Origin of the sequence: Companilactobacillus paralimentarius, from assembly GCF_963227125.1 — a bacterium.
GTDB lineage: Bacteria > Bacillota > Bacilli > Lactobacillales > Lactobacillaceae > Companilactobacillus > Companilactobacillus paralimentarius.
Window position 1 is genome coordinate 507311 of the sequence record NZ_OY724131.1, and the last position, 16421, is coordinate 523731.

Sequence of the window (16421 nt, forward strand, 5' to 3'; positions counted from 1 at the left end):
TCAATCATTTTACGATTGTGGAAGTTAAGATCCTTTTTTTATATAGTTAAATTTTTCTACTTTAAAAGACTTGCTAATGTATGTTCGAATGGATCTTTGCTTAGTTTTGAATATTCACCAATAGCTTCTACCAATTCAGGTAATCTTGATTCCCAAAAATTTCGCACAAATTCTGGTGACTTCACATTTTTCATCTTATAGTTTTTTTTACACCAAGCATTTGGAGTTAATTTACGACCAGATTTTTGATTTTTAAACTTCTCATAATCACCCATATAGATTATGAAGAGTATTTCTATTTCCGGTGAAGTATAGATGTCCGTAGGGTCGCCGTCAACTTTCTTCCGATAAGGTTCGGATAATTTGAACTTTTCATTGTGTGAGTCAAGTACCCTGATGATAGAAACCATCTTATTTTCCAAATCCAAAGTTAGAAACTTTTTGGCAAATTTAGAACCATTTCGTTCAGAAATTGGTCGGCCATCTAATAAATCATCTGTCTGAAATTTCAACAAATTATTTTCCAATAATAAATTTATGATTGTCCTTTCGGATCCACCTTCTACAATTATTGCAACTAAACGTCTTTTCAAAATATTAAACCTCGTTACTATTAAATTTCTTAATACTTTTAATAGTTGCTTTTTTGAGTGCCATGTAGGCTTCATACTCAGGTGCAGTACCTGAAATTGCATTTGACATAAAGACATCGGCTCTTAAAATATCGCTCCTTATATTGGTACTTGAATAACGAGTTAGTGATATTTTATCAAGTCTTCTTGCAATATAGATTTGGTCATTTCTTTCGAGATCGTCTAAGAATTCCGAATAGTGCGTAGTAAATATTAATTTTGCATTATTTATATTAATAAATGGATCCTTAAAATAATTTAAAAAGGTTCTGGCTATAGCGTGATTAAAGTGATTTTCAATTTCGTCAACAAATATTATTCCTCCGTCTTTCAAGGTTGATAAAATCTGTGTATACAGTGAGATTCCTTTTGTCGTTCCGGATGACAGATAAGAATTAATTACTGAAAAATTTCCGTCGGCAATTTCCTTTCCATTTTTGAACTTTAATCTAAAAAGTACCTGACTATTACCGGAGCCCTCAATGGTTTCTTTTTTTAAATATTCAATCGAAGGGTCTAAATAGTTTAGAATTTCTGTTGGAACATTACCTAGGTTAGATACGAATCTATTAGAATTAGTAAAAATAGTGTTATCCATTATTCTTGGTGCTTTATATCCGTGACTATTAATCAATGATTTGAATAGGGAATCGTCGGGTGATAGAATCGATGAGACTTCAGGTCTTAAATGATTCCTATCAAGAATGAGTTTAGATTTTTCAAAATTTAATAAATCTTTTTTGCTCTCTGATAACAGTGCCTTTTTTATATAAATTTTTTCTTTGTTTATTACAAATTCCGATTGTTCATTATTAATGATCTGTGAGATACTCAGCTCATCTTTAATTAGTATGCCGTCAGTTCCGTATAGGAAAACATCAAAATCTACCGTGGAATTGTCGAATAATACCTCATTTAGACCTGTTTCGTTAATTGATTTGTTACCAAATAATAAATACAAAATTCCCATTTCTAATTTCATAATCGTTGTTTTACCTGTAGCATTTTTTCCGACAATTGTTGTTATATTATTCGTGTAGTTGTTGCCGTATAGATGATTAAGAGAATCAACTTTATCTTGGGCAACACGATTTGAAGTTAATAAGGAGAAATCAATTTCCTTTTCAAATAAAGGGTAATTTCTTATTCTAATGTCCAGCAATCTTAGTCTATTAATCATTTTGATACCTCTCTTTTAATTAAATAAAAGGATTATACTTCCGAATTTTAATACCATTTTATCAATTATTAGCTTCTTTATCCAGATAATGTGTTTGAAACAACTAAAATTAAACTGGCAATTGATTGATTGCTAATTAAAAAATTCCACCAAATAACTAATCAAGTTATTTCAGTGGAATTTTTTTGCGTTAAAAGTCATTGTCATCCTCAATAATATGTTCCTTAGTTTGATTGAAGATGGTAATAATATGTTGGTCGCTCAAACGGTAGTGAATATTTCTACCACGTCTGGCGTTGGAAACTAAGTTTAATTGTTTCAAAATGCTGAGTTGGTGGGAGATGGAGGATTGGCTCATGTCCAAGGTATCAGCGATTTCACCGACACTTAAAGGTGTTTCAGACAAAGCTAAGATGATTTTAACTCGGGTCATATCACCGAAAGCTTTGAAGATATTGACCATAGCTTCCAAATCGGTATCATCGGGTAAATCTTGCTTTAAATTATGGAGAGCTTGTTGGTGCTCCATCTCAAAATTTTGTTCTGACATTTTTTGTTCCTCTTATCAAAATTAAGTTGCAAACTGATACTTCATTATATTATAATTCATATATGAATGAATGCTCATATATTCAAATGAACATGTAAACTCTTTCAAGGAGGACAACGTTATGAAATTATATAATGTCCAAACTGATTACAAAGTTAAAAAGAAAGCTAAACAAATAAAAAGTGAAATGAGTTCGGAAACAAAATTAACAATCACACGACTATTTATTGCTTTCATTTTATTAATAGTTGGTTCCAGTTCTTTTGTTCCGGAACCCTTTAATATCGTCTTACTAGTCGGAGCCTATCTAGTTATTGGGGCACGGATCGTTTGGCAGGCTGTCAAAAATATTTTTCACGGAGAGATCTTCGATGAGAACTTCCTGATGAGTATTGCCACGATTGGAGCAATCATCCTCAAACAATATCCTGAAGCCATTGCGGTTATGCTTTTTTATGAGTTGGGTAATGTTTTTGAAGATATCGCCGTCAATAAATCGAAGCGTTCCATCTCGGCCCTACTAGAAGTGAAACCAGCTTACGCAACGCTGATTTCAGGACATCAGAATAAAGTGGTTGAACCTAGTCTAGTTAAGATTGGTGAAACAATTCTGGTTAAACCGGGAGAGAAAATTCCACTAGACGGAACTGTTGTTTTAGGTAGTTCAGCGGTTGATACATCGGCTCTAACTGGCGAATCAATGCCGCAGTCAATCAAAGTAGGCGATACAGCTTTGAGTGGTTCGATCAATCAGACTGGAACGTTGCAAATCAAAGTTACCAAGCTTTACAATGATTCGACCGTGGCTAAGATTTTGGATTTAGTTGAGAATGCCAGCAACAAGAAGGCCGATACAGAAAAATTTATCACCAAGTTTGCCAAAATTTATACACCAATCGTAGTCTTTCTAGCGGTAGCCTTGGCAATCGTACCATCACTTATGACGAGTGATTGGAATACTTGGATCTATCGAGCATTAATTTTTCTAGTAATTTCCTGTCCCTGTGCCTTAGTTATCTCAGTACCATTAAGTTTCTTCGGTGGTATCGGTGCAGCTTCTAAGCAAGGTATCCTTGTTAAAGGAAGTAACTACTTGGAAGCCTTGAATGACGTGGATACAGTGGCTTTCGACAAGACGGGGACTTTGACTAAAGGTCAATTCTCAGTTGTGCAAGTCAATCCGATAAATATTTCAAAACAAAAATTGTTGCAGATTGCAGCCAGTGTTGAGAAGAATTCAACTCACCCAATTGCTAAATCAATCCTGCAAGCTTACAAAGGTGAGTTATTAACTGTGACTAAAGCCGATGAAAAAGCCGGGCATGGTTTAATAGCTCAAGTAGATGGGCAAGTAGTTGTTGTTGGAAATGCCAAAGCTCTCAAACAGAACAAGATTGCTTTCACTGAAACAGATGCTGTGGGAACAGTCGTTTACGTGGCTGTCGACAACCAATTCTGGGGTGATATTGTGATTGCGGATGTGCCTAAGAATGATGCTCAAAAGGCAATTCAGTTGTTGAACAATCGAGGAATTCACAAGAATGTCATGTTAACCGGCGATAATCAAACTGTCGGTCAAGCAATGGCTCGAAAGTTAAAGATGAGTGCTGTTTATACGAATCTTTTGCCCGAAAATAAAGTTGAGATCATTAATGATTTATTGAAGGTATCACACCAAAACAATAAGAAAGTTGCCTTTGTTGGTGACGGAATCAACGATACTCCTGTTCTGGCAACCGCTGATATTGGTTTTGCAATGGGTGGTTTAGGTTCAGATGCGGCTGTTGAAGCTGCCGATATTGTCATTATGGGTGATGAACCATCAAAAGTTTCTGAAGCCATGAAGATAGCTAAAAAGACCCGTCGTATCGTGGTTGAAAATATCTCATTTGCTTTGATTATTAAAATTTTGTTCTTACTATTAGGAGCTTTAGGAATGGTCAACATGTGGCAAGCTGTTTTCGCTGATGTTGGAGTAACAATCATAGCTGTTTTAAACGCAATTCGATTGCAATTCATTAATTTCGACAACTAATGATGAGTACAAAAAAGAGACCCGCAAGGGTCTCTTTTTTTATAGACTTTCAGTCAAATTCCAATTAACTAGCCCTTTATAATCGCCAGCTCTTGGTACAGTGTTAGCTTTCAAAAGAATACCGTTGTCGGATTTCCATTGGTTACTAATATCGACTTTATGGGCTGCTAAATTGCTATCTTTAGCAATTACAGGATTCATACTCAAAGGAATAGCTAGATCATCTTTATTAACGAATGCCATCGAAAGGTCAGATTGTTCGTCGGTTGATGCGTAGTCCAAGTTGTCAGCTTTAGCGCTGAGGACCCAACCGGCTTTGTAACTTGTGACATTCAGATCCCAATTACCAGAACGACTGATATATCCCGGCTTGAATGACTTAGGATCAATTGTCTTGAAGCGATAATTGTTGAAGTCCAGTTCCAAAGCTTTGGCTAAAATCTTCAAGTTGAAGGTTTCCGTGTTAGTCTTTCGCCCATATGGATCAGTGAAGTAGACGGATACCACAGAAGTATTTTTGTCGGTAGGTAGTTTCAATTGATCACCGGATAAGTTGAAACTCATATCAAAGCTTGAAGTTTGAGCCTCAGTTGGAATAGGTAGCTTGAGATTAATTGGTGTTTGATCGTCAACCGTGAAGACACCAGTTAAATCATGATAATTGAGGGCGTAGTCGCTACCATAAGTGAAGTTTATTGGGAAGTAGACGTTACCGCTAGAACCTAAGACAATTAAATCATTAGATTCAGCAGTGATCTGTGGCGTTAGTTTAGGTACATTGACAGTGATTGTCGTACTTGCACTAGCGTATTTCCCATCTTGAACTGTGACCTTAACAGTATTTTTACCCTCAGTTAAGACGTTATCTTCAGCAGGGCTCTCTAGATAATCATCTAGAGTTTGAGTGACTGGTTTGTCATAGGCAATCGGCTTTAAAGTAATATCGATCTTCTTATCATGAGTCACAGTCTTGGTGATTTTATGAACGGTGCCATCAGGATTGGTAATTTCATAAGTCTTTGTAGCATCTTCATCTTTAAATTGAGAATCATCAGAATACTTGTAGCTTCCTGATAGTGTGACTGGTTTATTATCATTAACCGTAATATCAGTTTTGTCAGGAGTAATAACTAATTCGCTATCGGTTACGGTAATGTTATAGGTCACGGTATTAGAAACGAGACCTTGACTGTCGGTTAGGTAAACTTTAATTTTATAATCGCCTGGATCTAAGGTGCCTTGGGGGACATCTAGTGAATAGTCACCTGTCGAGGCATCTTTAGCAACCGGCACGGTCCAAGTACTCTTTATATTTGTAGTCTTGCCATTAGCGTCAAAGATTTCACCATAAGCTGAAAGGTCATCGCCACTGAATTTGGAACTAAATAGGTAACTAGCAGTTCCTTCTAGTTTGAAGCCATCAGAACTTTTGACTTTTTGTGTCTCGCTGTCTTTTGAAGCTGCAATTTGTAGTTTTTGATTAGTTATTTTGAAGCCATAACTCATAACATCAGCGTTATAGTAATCACTCTTATAGGAAGTATGTTCAGGATTAACGGTAGTTGAAGTAAGTGTATTACTGATAGGTGCGTTGGCAGTACCGTAAATTTTGATGTTAACTTCAGTACTCTTCTTGGAAAGAGCTCCAAGATCCAAATTGAGCGTTTGTACTTCGTCACCATCAGCATTCTTAGATGTGGTCAACTGTGAGGCACTGATGTAAGTAACGCTATTAGGGTCATCAGGATAGGTAATTTCACCGATCCGATTATTGCTGTCATTTTGATAAAGTACATGTTGTGGTAGTTGTAGTTCTGCAGTAATATCACCTGTACCAATAGCACCAGAGTTGTATTTCAAATTGTAGTTAAAAGCCAGTTTGTCGCCGTCATCAACTGTATAGTCTGAATCGCTGTCGGTTGGATTTGTATCACGACGATCAAGATCTTTGATTGCACGTTTTTGAGTGACATCATAAAGTCCAGACGTATCAGCAACATCAGCAATTGCCGGAATCTTTTCAAGGACAATGTCATTATAGCCAGGTAAGGAATTAGGGGAGCCAGTTGAACTGGTAAAGCCCCAACGAATCTTAGTTTGACCATCTTTTAAATTGAACTTTCTCAAATCAATTTTGATTGGATCATCAATATCACGAGGACGCTTGTCCCAAGTATGATAAGGCTTAACAGTTCCGTCGGTTTCACGATCATTGTAGACGTAATTGATGTAGCCATAGTTACTATCATCTTTATCAGGTTTGTAAGTGAAAGTAAAATGATGCCAAGCATCTTTACCGGTAGCACCAGTAAGAGAGTCATAACCACCAATAGTAGCATTGAATATAACATTGTTATGGTGCATACCGAAGAAGTAATAAGTTAGAGCCATCTTTCGTACGTATGTATCTGGATCACCTGGATAGGCCCAAGCAACATGTTGACCCTTGGTTTCCCGTGTTAGATGAGAATCGTATAAAGCATCAAATAGATCATCTGTTTTTTTGTCATTGAATTGTTCCACACCATCTTTAAGACCAGCACTTGAACTTGAATTATTAAAAGAATCAAATTCAAGGGCAAAACTGTTCTGAATAGAATTGCCAGCAAACTCGGTTGAATTAGAAACAGTAGCAGGTGAAGAAGTTCCCCCATAAACACCAAGAGATTCGCCTGAAGCCGCATAATTTTTTTCGGGATCAATAAACGAAAGTAATCCGGCTTTCTTATAATAACGTCCAATTGCGTTGATACCCCTATCATCGTTTTGTAAGACTAAAGCAATCCCGTCACCAGAAACATTGAACGTTGGTCCAACATAGATCCAACCAGTGATAGTTTGTTCCTTAGTTAAATCAAAGTAGTTGTATGATTCAGTGGAATCATCAGGATTGGTCATACGTCCCCAAATAGAACCTACTGCATTATCCTCGTTACCTGTCATTTGAATTACATCGACAGGATTAGGATTCGAGCCACCAGCCTTTAGAATTTGTACAGAGTTGTTGATATTTTTGGAACCTGAATAAACCGTAGGATATTCAAATAAATTACCAATCTTTATTCCATTTGGCGCAGCCTTCAAGACATTATCATTTGAAGGTGCGACATTTGAAAAGTCTACAACCGCCTGAACATTGGTCGTACACATAGAAAAAATTGTTAACGTCAAAAAGAACATAATCGTAGGTAACAAATTATGCCATAACTTGTGATAATTCATATTAATTTCCCCCTAGAAATACATTATCCGTAAGCTTTCACGATTATTATAATATCAAAATATAAAATGTGCTATATTTAAGATATAAATTATAATAATTTGAATTTTATTAAACTAATGATATGTTATGACATTGATTTAATAAAGACTGGTTGTTTCTGGTTAAAGATAATATCTAATAATTGAGGGAATAAATCATAGTAAAAATTCGAGACAAAAAAAGAGACTCTAATCGTAATTAGAGTCTCTTTTTCATATTAAGTTTTATTTTTTAACCCGGCAAAATATTAATAAAGTAAAGTAGAATTACGAAGACGAAGAAGAGGATGTACATAATAGGTGTAACTTCTTTACCTCGACCTGCAGCCCACATGGTTAATGGGTAGAAGAGGATTCCGAAAGCAAATCCATAAGAGATATTGTATGTCAAAGGCATTCCTACAATAGTAAGAAAGGCTGGCATAGCAATTTCAAATTTGTTCCAATTAATTTGTCTCATTGATTGAGCCATTAAAATACCAACAATGATCAACACTGGTGCGGTAACGTTTGAAGTTACAACGGTCAATAGTGGTGAGAAGAACATGGCAATGGCAAACATGATGCTGACAACGAGGGATGTTAATCCTGTACGACCACCGACAGCGATACCGGCAGAAGATTCAACGTAAGCGGCAGTTGGAGTAGTACCCATAACAGCACCACCTAACATTGAAATGGAATCAGCCATTAAAGCACGTCCAATTCTAGGCATCTTGTTGTTCTTCATGAAACCGGCCTGTTCGGCTAAACCAATCAAAGTACCAGCAGTATCAAAGAAGGCTACAAGTAGGAAGACTAGAACGACTGCCCAAAGTTTTGGATCAGAAAGATCAGGTAAGTGAGCAATGCTGACACCAAAAGTTGGTTTCATACTTGGAATAGTAGAGATAACTTGTTTTGGTAAAGGAATCAATTTAGTTACTAATCCTAAAATGGTAGTTAGTACCATACCGATGAAGATTGAACCAGGAACTTTTTTAGCCATTAGTAAACCAGTTACAACTAGTCCGAAGATAGTTAACCAAGTTGTAGGAACTGTTAGTGAACCCATAGCAACAAGGGTTGATTTACTACCAACAACCAAGCCACCACCTTGTAAACCTACGAAGGCGATGAAAAGTCCGATACCAGATGCCATAGCTAATTTCAAATCATGTGGAATTGAGTCGATAACCAGTTCACGTAATTTAAGTACGGAAATTAAGAGGAAGAGCACACTGGACATGAAGACTCCAGCCATTGCGGTTTGCCAAGGGATTCCCATGGCTAGTACAACTGAATAAGTGAAGAAGGCATTATCGCCTAAACCTGGAGCTATCGCAATTGGATAATTAGCTAATAATGCCATTAAAATAGAACCTAAGATTGCTGAAAGAGCAGTGGCTGTAAAGACAGCACCTTTGTTCATACCCGCGACCCCTAAAACTTGCGGATTGACAAAGAGGATGTAGGCCATTGATACAAAAGTCGTCAAACCAGCTAGAATTTCACGTCTAACAGTAGTCTGGGCTTCTTGGAGATGGAACAATTTTTCAATGAAGCTACGATTTGAATCTGTTGATGATTCCATGATATAACCCCCTAAGTTTTTTACTACTTAGAAAGTATTACAAAAATTATGGAAAATAGCAAGAAAAATACGATTAATTCAAGCTACGTTTTGGATAATTGTTCGCATTTATATCTATATAATTATAATTGTTATCTAAAAAGCACATGATAAATAATTGAATAACGAATTATATTTAGAAAACAAAATAGCCAGCAACTCAAATTGAGTCACTGACTATTATTTTCGATATTAACTAAATATATCTTCTTCTGGTTGATCACCACTAGCAAAGGTGTACTCTTTACCGATTGTTGATGAATTTTGAATAATCAATGCTAAAGCTTTAGCAACGTCAACTCGAGGAATTGTGTCATTTTCATTAGGTCCTAGTAATTTAATTTTACCAGTACCATCTTCATTAGTTAGTGTTCCGGGATGGATAATTGTGTAATCGAGACTAGTGCCACGCAGATGATCGTCAGCGTAATGTTTAGCGGTCATGTAAGGCCTGATACCACTTGCGTCCCACTTATTTCGATTGTCACTAAAGACAGAACTAACCATAATATAACGTTTGATTCCAATTGCTTCGGCAACCATCATTGTTTTGATAGCACCATCGAGATCAATTTCAATTGTCAGAGCATCACTAGCACCAACAGCACCGGCAGAGAAGACGATAACGTCAGCACCAGACTCTTCAATTGAATTCTTAATATCGTCTAGAGAAGCTGTTAGATCGATAAATTGAGTTTCGATATTATTTTCGTTGTAGGCCTTGATTTGTTCTTGACTACGCAATCCAGCAACAAATTCGATGTTTCTTGATTGTAATTCACCAATTAGTAGGTGTCCGATTTTACCATGGGCACCAATAATAAGAACTTTCATAAATTCAAAACCTCCTTAGTTAAACATACTGTAGCAACAATTTTTTAATAATGCTAGTGTTTTGAATCTTATATTTGAGTATATTAGACTTATATACAAAGGGGAAATAGCGTATGAAAATATTAGGAATTTTGGCCTCCCATCAAGAACATGGTCTCAATGCCCAAATGTTGGATGAAGTGTTGAAAAATGTTGATAGTGGAGTCAAAACAGAAACAATCTTTTTAGAGAATTATGATATTACGCCACACAAATATCATGAAGATAATCCTGTTTTGGACGAGTTAGCGCAAAAACTGATGGACAGTGATGTCTGGGTCTTCGCTGCACCAACTTATTGGCGAGAATTGTCAGGGGTTCTAAAGAATTTCTTTGATTGTATGCGACCTAAGTTTGTCTATTTCAAACAAAATGGTGATACGATACCCGGTCCATTCAAGAATAAACATTACTTGAGTATTTCATCTTGTTACGTTTCTACATTAGAAAACTTTGTTACTGGTGTGACCGACGATTCATTTAAGACGATTGATCGAGTAATGTCAGCTGCTGGAGTAATTAAAGTAGGGGAAATAGTTTTGCCTAATACATTTGGCATGAAAGCCATTCCATATAATAAGAAGAAACTGTGTCAAAAGTATGCTAAAAAAATTTCTGTCAGAAAGAGAAAGGATGATTCAACCGTGAAAAGATATATACAGCTATTCTTTATGATTGCCATAATGGCACTAATAACAATGGGGATTCAATTACCACTCTCGGGATGGATCGGTAACAATTTCTGGTTGAATTATGCTAGTTTTACTATTATTTTCTTTGTCTTACTGGCTTGTATCTTGCATTTCGTAACATTTGTCAAACATCGTCGTCGTTAAACTAAAAAAATCTCGGTCAATTTATTGTAAATTGGTCGAGATTTCTTATTAAAATGTATTATTATCAGGAATGGTTCTTCACATCTGTATAGGAATTTTTACAAATGTTAAAATGGTTCGTTGAATCTAATTCATTTGATCAATCTGATCCAGTACTTTATCATAACTTGGTTCGTCAGTTTGTACTGGAACCACTTCAGAATAAGTGATTTCGCCATTAGGGTCAACTACCCAGACTGAACGTGCCAAAATGTCCAAGTCTTTGATCCAAAGATTGGATTTCTTACCGAAGTCACGGTTGACATCAGCTAACATTTGCATGTTCTTAACATTTTCAGCCGCACACCAGTGAGTTTGTTCTTCAACAGTGTTAGTAGAAATGGTAACGAAGTTGATAGCTGAATGACCATCGACTTCTTCATTGAAATGTTTAGTTTGAATACTGCAGACACTAGTATTGATATTAGGAACGACACTGATCAATAATGGCTTGTCTAGTAGATCACTGAGCTTGATTTCTTGATTGTTCTTATTTAATACGGTAAAGTCAGGGAACTTATCTCCAACAGATAGTGGTTGACCAATTGTGGCAACAGTTTGTCCTTTAAATTCCAAATTCATATGAATATTCACCCTTTCTTTTTTGATGCTAGACTCATTATAAGTTAGGGCAAAATAAAAACCTAGAAATTAGATTGCAAATTGAGGTGGTGCCATGTTAATAGTAGGGAAAGATATTAAGATAAGAGATTTTACGGAAACTGATTTTCCTCAGTTTCAAGCATTAGTCGGTGATAAGAATAATCATGAATTGGCAGGATTGGAGTACAGCACTGATTCTGGCTATGTTCACCAATTATTTGAAATGTATCGCAAAAGAGATGATGCCAATGTCATTGCTGGAATAGAAAATAATACAATGGTAGGAATTATCGAGATCAATCATCGTGGAGAGTCCGCAGACCTTGTTTTGACACGAGAAATCGGTTTTGTCATCGATCAAAAGTATCGACAAAAAGGGTTTGCGACAGAGGCAATGCAATTAGTGATTGATTACGGATTCAACCAGTTGCATTTGAAAGAGATTTGGGCGTCCACTGAAGAGAAAAATCAAGTTCCCCAGAAGATTTTAGAAAAATTAGGGTTCAAATATATTTATAGTGCCGACCAAGCGCTTCCATTCGCAAACCAAAGCAATATAGTCAGATATTATCTTCTGAAGAAATAGTTCACTTTTTGTAAGAAATTCTTAATTATTTCGGAGCAAGTGAATGGTATACGGATGGTACTATACTACTTGTAAGGAGAAAATAGACTGACTTTTGATGAGAGGTTTTTATATGAAAAAAAGAACGAGAACTAGAAAAAGTCTCACAGTCAAAAAGCGAATAGTCGGTTTCTTCGCAATTGCCATTATATTGTTAGGTGTGGTTGGTGGATTCAGCATTAACAAAGTTATTGCTGAATCTAACAACACGGCAGGGAATGGCGCTGCAGCACCAGTTGCAGTACTCGCTAAGACGTCTGATAGTGATACTTCAGGCGCAGGCGGGGGAGCAACCAATGCTAACGTCTTAGTTAAAGACTTGTTTGAGGCATATGGGGGTTTCTTTAGTAAAAAGCGTAAGTTTCCTCGTTTCAAGAGCAAGAAGTTTCCCAAACAAAGTTATCAATCTAAGTTCGTAAATAACAACGTTGAGATCATTGATAACTCTTATATAAAACTTCCTAAACTTGGAGTAATGAAATATAAGAACAAGAAATCAATTCCTAGTATCATCAAGTACGTTACGATTCGTAAGTCATCTACTAGCAAGTATTATGCTGTTTTAACAGTTGATGAAGAACCAGAGCAATTACCTAAGACTAATAAATCAATTGGAATTGATATGGGTGTTTCTGATCTAGTCATTTGTTCAAACGGTAGGAAATATAAGACTATACGATTTGATAAAAAATTAGCTAAAAAGAAACACCATTGGGAAAAACGATTAGCTAGAAGACGTACTCAGGCTTTGAGGGACATTCAATACAAGAAAAAATTTGGATTGAGTGACCCAAAAACTTTAGAACAGTACAGTAATTATATAAAGGCTAAGCTCATGGTAGCTAAATACAGTGAAAAAATAGCTAATCAAAGGAAAGACTATCTTCATAAGATAACTCGTGAATTAGTTGAAAATGATGACATGATTGTAATTGAAGATTTGAAAACCAAAAATCTTCTTAAGAATCATAAATTATCACGTGTCATTGCCAATCAATCTTGGAGAGAATTAAGACTAATGCTTGAATACAAGTGTGAATGGTATGGTAAAAAGCTTTTGATAGTTAATCCATTCAAAACTAGTCAAATCTGTTCTAACTGTGGTTACGATGACGGTAAACACGGATTGGATATTCGAGAATGGGATTGTCCAAATTGTAGTATTCACCATGATCGTGATATCAACGCAAGTAAAAATATATTAAATATCGGCTTGGAACAAGCCTTAGTAAAATAGTTCTAGCCTCTACTGACTAGTTGAAATACTAGTTGGCAAGTATGGAATGTTCCTAGAAGCTCGGTACTTCAGTACCGACGTAGTTCACTGGGGGTTAACTGGAAGCAATAATACTGATAGTAATGTTTATAGTAAATTGGCTGTATTTGAATCTATTCCTGCCTTAGCCACAGGTACTGCTGAAACGACTATTTATGATGTATCTGATGATAATAAAGCTATTACAGATAGTTCTACAGATAATACAGTTTATAACGGAGACAGCTTGAATTTTGATTATAATTTAGCATGGGATGATACCTCACGGCAGAATTGGCAAAGTATTGCTGCTGATTTGAATTTACCAAGTGATGTTGATTACAAATCAGCGACGATTACTTATCATGGCACTAATGGTGATAGTACCGTTGAGACAATTGCTAAGAGTAGTGACCTGTCAAATAATGAATTCAAGTATAAATTGGCTCATGATTTGGGAACTAAAAATAGCAATAGTGACTATACTAGTGCTGATATTGTGGTTAACGGTACGGCTGATAATCAGACCAATTCAGCTATTACAGTTGATGCTGAGCCGGCAAGTTTTGATGGTTCTAACGCGATTGAAACTACAAGTACTCCTAAATTTGTTATTGATGGTCAAAACGTTGTGAACAAGATCTTGGATCTAGAGGTTTCGCCAAAATTAAATTTCCAAAGTATCAACTATGGTTCCACCAAAAAGATTTTGGGTCGAACGAATGATTTTGATGTATCGGTAACTAGCTTAAAAAATCCTTGGGTATTAAGAGCTTCCACGACTGGTTTGTACAATGGCAGTCAACCATTCTATGGTAATTCGATTTATAAGGATTCGGCAACAAGTGATCCGATTGTTCTTTCTAGTACACCACAGACGATTGATGAGGACTTAACTTCTCATACAACGAAGACAGTTGATGATATTTCTGATGATTGGACAAGTAATTCGGGTCTATTATTGGAGAATGATACTAGCAAGGAAAACAAGGCTGGCCAATATACTGGTACTTTAAATTGGACTGCAATTAATTCATTGTAAAAAAATAGACGGACTCGTTATGAGTTCGTCTATTTCTTTACAAAACTTTTTTCTTTTTGTTTGTAATAATTTTGTTTTTAAGTTTTTTGACGTAGATTTTATTCAATTGAATCAATAGCCAGATATAGTCTGGTCGTGTGGAGGAAATATCCCAAGAAATTACTTTTAGATTTTCAGGATACTTCTTTCTTTCGATATCTAGTGGTAAGACATCCAGGGAAGTGATCAGGACATCGACATCATCGTAAACGTTACTTGGAACTACTTCGACGAATTCGAGATTACGAACTGTTCTTAAAACGACTTCAGCGGCCTGGTTACCAGGATCAATTAGGACTTTAACTCGGATGAAATCTTCCTCACGAATAGTTGAAATATAACTTGGTAAGATCTGATACAAATCTTTTGAAATCAGCTCAGCTGCGTTATAAATGCCCGAAAATTCATTTTGATCAACATTTGAGAAGAAGGTATAGACGTCTTTGTATAAGTCCGTATATGACTGCTCATTGCCCTCAGCGTACATCGTATCGAGATGCATTAAAGAATATGGTGCCATGATGTAAGAAAAAACAATATCTCGGGTGACATAAGTCATAATATGTTTCAAAGTTTTTTGATTATGATAAACAGACATATCATCATGATAGTGCTCTTTAAGGAAATCTATAAAGTGATAAACGAGTGCATAGAATTTCGGATTGATACGAGCATTTGCATTGATTGGTTGTTCAAAGGCGGTGTCACTAGGTTGGAAGGCTGTCTTTCTAAAGAGATTGATCAGTTTGTTTTCATTATGTAAAGCATCTAATGGCACAATTGGATAGTCATCGTGAGTTAAAATTTCCTCACCTAGTTGTTGATTATCAAAGACAACGTTGTAATATGGCAAATCTTCAATATAATTTCGTTTGATTAAACGAATTCTAGAAATTGCCAAGAAATACTTCAGTTGAAAATGAACGATAGGATTGTCAAAAGTTATTCCTGCTTTAGAAATAATTTGGTCGATCGAGTTCTCTTGAATGAGGCTAAAAGGCCATTCTTGAGCATGATAAATGTACCAATAGACATAATAAGCCATCCATCGAATATTTTTTTCATTACCCTTAATTTCTAGGGTTGAATTGGAGATTTTAAGTCCAAAGTTCTTGAGGAAAGCTCTGAATTTGGACATTCGACGATTGAGGGTAGATTTACTAGTAAAGTGTTCATTACTGAAACTCTCAAAAGATGGATTTGCACTGGTCAGGCCATAATTAAAGGCTTGAAAAACTACCGAGTTCTTAACCAAGTATAGGCGGTAAGTATCAATGGAAATTTTACTAAAGTCGATTGACTCAATCTTAGTGTCACTAGGATCGATATCAGGGGCGACATCGGCAAAATCTTCTAGCAGTGCTTGGAAAATGTTATATGTTTTTTGGTACGTAAATTGCAATCTACTACTGATATTACTCAAGTTTACTTCACGAGGAGGTAGCGACTTAATAACAGTTAGCATTCGATATTTTTCTACGTCTTGCTTAACTAAGAAAATTTGCTCCAACATGTTTGTTTCCCCCGGCAATGTTAAATTGTTAATTTAAAAAGATTAATAAATATAAGAAACACTACTTGCTACTATCTTAACATTTATTTATAATATTTTGTAATCAGATAGAGGCGCAATTTTTATTAGTCGTGTTTTGGAGTACGATAGGGTACCTTGAAAAAACATTAAAGGAAAAGTTGCCGAAATCATTTTATCCCTACTTGATAAAGTTGATTGGGCTATTACTTAATAGGTGGTAGACTGTCGTACGTTCAGAAAATGATTTTTTTATTTTTTGAAAAACGTTGAGCTATTGATTATTGGGATAATTAATTATAATCCTT

Annotated in this window: 13 protein-coding genes and 1 riboswitch; of the genes, 5 read left to right on the forward strand and 8 right to left on the reverse strand. The window is 35.8% G+C overall.

Annotated features, from left to right (window positions below):
- Positions 1 to 56 precede the first annotated feature (56 nt).
- From ACI6PB_RS02395 to ACI6PB_RS02405, 3 genes are all read right to left on the reverse strand, one after another.
- Complete coding sequence (locus ACI6PB_RS02395; protein ID WP_404280986.1) at positions 57 to 593, reverse strand: N-6 DNA methylase; 537 nt, start codon at positions 591 to 593, stop codon at positions 57 to 59.
- A 4-nt stretch (positions 594 to 597) separates the two neighbouring features.
- Positions 598 to 1812 (reverse strand): ATP/GTP-binding protein, encoded by a 1215-nt coding sequence (locus tag ACI6PB_RS02400; RefSeq protein ID WP_404280989.1) that lies wholly within the window; start codon positions 1810 to 1812, stop codon positions 598 to 600.
- Between the two features lie 190 nt (positions 1813 to 2002).
- Positions 2003 to 2362: a metalloregulator ArsR/SmtB family transcription factor gene (locus tag ACI6PB_RS02405; RefSeq protein ID WP_070447875.1), complete on the reverse strand. Its 360-nt coding sequence runs from the start codon at positions 2360 to 2362 to the stop codon at positions 2003 to 2005.
- A gap of 121 nt (positions 2363 to 2483) precedes the next feature.
- On the opposite strand from ACI6PB_RS02405, the gene ACI6PB_RS02410 reads away from it, so the two are divergent.
- Entirely contained in the window at positions 2484 to 4397 is a 1914-nt protein-coding gene (locus ACI6PB_RS02410; protein WP_193322513.1) for a heavy metal translocating P-type ATPase, read from the forward strand.
- 39 nt (positions 4398 to 4436) lie between these two features.
- Here the strand turns inward: ACI6PB_RS02410 and ACI6PB_RS02415 are convergent, their stop codons facing one another.
- The 3 genes from ACI6PB_RS02415 to ACI6PB_RS02425 form a co-directional block, all read right to left on the reverse strand.
- Positions 4437 to 7619 carry a lectin-like domain-containing protein gene (locus ACI6PB_RS02415; RefSeq protein ID WP_404327716.1) on the reverse strand — a complete coding sequence of 1061 codons (3183 nt, stop codon included), beginning with the start codon at positions 7617 to 7619 and terminating at the stop codon, positions 4437 to 4439.
- A 271-nt stretch (positions 7620 to 7890) separates the two neighbouring features.
- Positions 7891 to 9231 carry an NCS2 family permease gene (locus tag ACI6PB_RS02420; protein ID WP_309510444.1) on the reverse strand — a complete coding sequence of 447 codons (1341 nt, stop codon included), beginning with the start codon at positions 9229 to 9231 and terminating at the stop codon, positions 7891 to 7893.
- A 231-nt stretch (positions 9232 to 9462) separates the two neighbouring features.
- On the reverse strand, positions 9463 to 10104 hold the full coding sequence (locus ACI6PB_RS02425; protein ID WP_309510443.1) for an SDR family oxidoreductase: 642 nt from the start codon (positions 10102 to 10104) through the stop codon (positions 9463 to 9465).
- 113 nt (positions 10105 to 10217) lie between these two features.
- On the opposite strand from ACI6PB_RS02425, the gene ACI6PB_RS02430 reads away from it, so the two are divergent.
- Positions 10218 to 10979, forward strand: a complete 762-nt coding sequence (locus ACI6PB_RS02430; protein ID WP_025085617.1) for a flavodoxin family protein — start codon at positions 10218 to 10220, stop codon at positions 10977 to 10979.
- Positions 10980 to 11105: 126 nt separating this feature from the next.
- Here ACI6PB_RS02430 and tpx read toward each other — a convergent pair whose 3' ends face one another.
- Positions 11106 to 11600 (reverse strand): thiol peroxidase, encoded by a 495-nt coding sequence (gene tpx, locus ACI6PB_RS02435; protein ID WP_025085618.1) that lies wholly within the window; start codon positions 11598 to 11600, stop codon positions 11106 to 11108.
- 94 nt (positions 11601 to 11694) lie between these two features.
- Here tpx and ACI6PB_RS02440 point away from each other — a divergent pair, with 94 nt between their 5' ends.
- The 3 genes from ACI6PB_RS02440 (at position 11695) to ACI6PB_RS02450 (ending at position 14543) form a co-directional block, all read left to right on the forward strand.
- On the forward strand, positions 11695 to 12207 hold the full coding sequence (locus tag ACI6PB_RS02440; RefSeq protein WP_025085619.1) for a GNAT family N-acetyltransferase: 513 nt from the start codon (positions 11695 to 11697) through the stop codon (positions 12205 to 12207).
- 112 nt (positions 12208 to 12319) lie between these two features.
- The gene (locus ACI6PB_RS02445) at positions 12320 to 13483 is read left to right on the forward strand and encodes an RNA-guided endonuclease TnpB family protein (RefSeq protein WP_404327717.1); all 1164 of its coding nucleotides are present in this window, start codon (positions 12320 to 12322) and stop codon (positions 13481 to 13483) included.
- Between the two features lie 46 nt (positions 13484 to 13529).
- Complete coding sequence (locus tag ACI6PB_RS02450) at positions 13530 to 14543, forward strand: hypothetical protein (protein ID WP_404327718.1); 1014 nt, start codon at positions 13530 to 13532, stop codon at positions 14541 to 14543.
- A gap of 37 nt (positions 14544 to 14580) precedes the next feature.
- Here the strand turns inward: ACI6PB_RS02450 and ACI6PB_RS02455 are convergent, their stop codons facing one another.
- The gene (locus tag ACI6PB_RS02455) at positions 14581 to 16095 is read right to left on the reverse strand and encodes a helix-turn-helix domain-containing protein (RefSeq protein ID WP_404327719.1); all 1515 of its coding nucleotides are present in this window, start codon (positions 16093 to 16095) and stop codon (positions 14581 to 14583) included.
- Positions 16096 to 16195: 100 nt separating this feature from the next.
- A riboswitch (Lysine riboswitch) is annotated at positions 16196 to 16398 on the forward strand.
- Positions 16399 to 16421: the final 23 nt, after the last annotated feature.